The sequence below is a fragment of the Kluyvera ascorbata ATCC 33433 genome (genome assembly GCF_000735365.1).
Classification (GTDB): domain Bacteria; phylum Pseudomonadota; class Gammaproteobacteria; order Enterobacterales; family Enterobacteriaceae; genus Kluyvera; species Kluyvera ascorbata.
Window position 1 is genome coordinate 1 of record NZ_JMPL01000235.1, and the last position, 778, is coordinate 778.

A 778-nucleotide genomic window follows, 5' to 3' on the forward strand; every position below is an offset into this window, starting at 1 on the left:
ATATTCCTTATGGTCGGTTGTTTTTGTTATAGTAGTATTTAGTACTTTTATAGATCATACAACGTTGTATTAATATAGAAGTAAGTATTAACATATAAACCAGTTGCAACACCTTCCCTTGTAACACTCTCATCGCAATAGATTCTATTACCTAATGCTTTAAAACAAAAAACTGACATTAGTTGTAATCCCCCACTACCTATATTATCGTCACCAGAGAATGTAGGTATAACAGCTACTGGTTGTCCTGCATCTAGGACTACTGCACCACTTACTGCCTGTGCAAACGTTACAGTACGTCTAAACATCTGTAGCGGCCTTGAAGAACCATTCCAGGTTTGCTCACCTGCTGCATTGTAATATGCAATATCATATGGCTGTGTCATAGCTACATAGTTGCTAAACACATACCAGCGTACATTAATATTTCCTTGTACGCCGTTCATTTGAAATTGCCATGTACCATTTCTTTGAATCTGGAAACCTGCTGTATTTTGACTACTACCATTAACTGAAGCACCACTAATAACACGCATGAAAATACAACACGGACGGCTAGTAGGTACACCCGTATCATAATACCTAATGTTATCTGGTGAATTAGGGTATGAAACATCATCACGTCTAACCATATTAAGCGGTGTTTGATCTGGAGTTAACCAGTACGTACCATCACTTCTTAAAATCTCACATCCAAAAGCCATAATCACCTCCCAATAAAAACAAATATAAATGCAACGGTCGAACCACCAGACCACGTTAATTTATTACCACTAAT

1 protein-coding gene is annotated in these 778 nt (G+C 37.4%); it reads right to left on the reverse strand.

The features are described 5' to 3' along the window. Nucleotides 1-47: 47 nt before the first annotated feature. A complete protein-coding gene (locus GKAS_RS25050) occupies nt 48-704 on the reverse strand; it encodes a hypothetical protein (RefSeq protein ID WP_147281553.1) in 657 nt (218 codons plus the stop codon). Between the last annotated feature and the right edge of the window lie 74 nt (nt 705-778).

Excerpts from the sequence above, each read along its gene's own strand:
- GKAS_RS25050 (WP_147281553.1), bottom strand. The coding sequence starts at position 704 with ATGGCTTTTGGATGTGAGATTTTAAGAAGTGATGGTACGTACTGGTTA.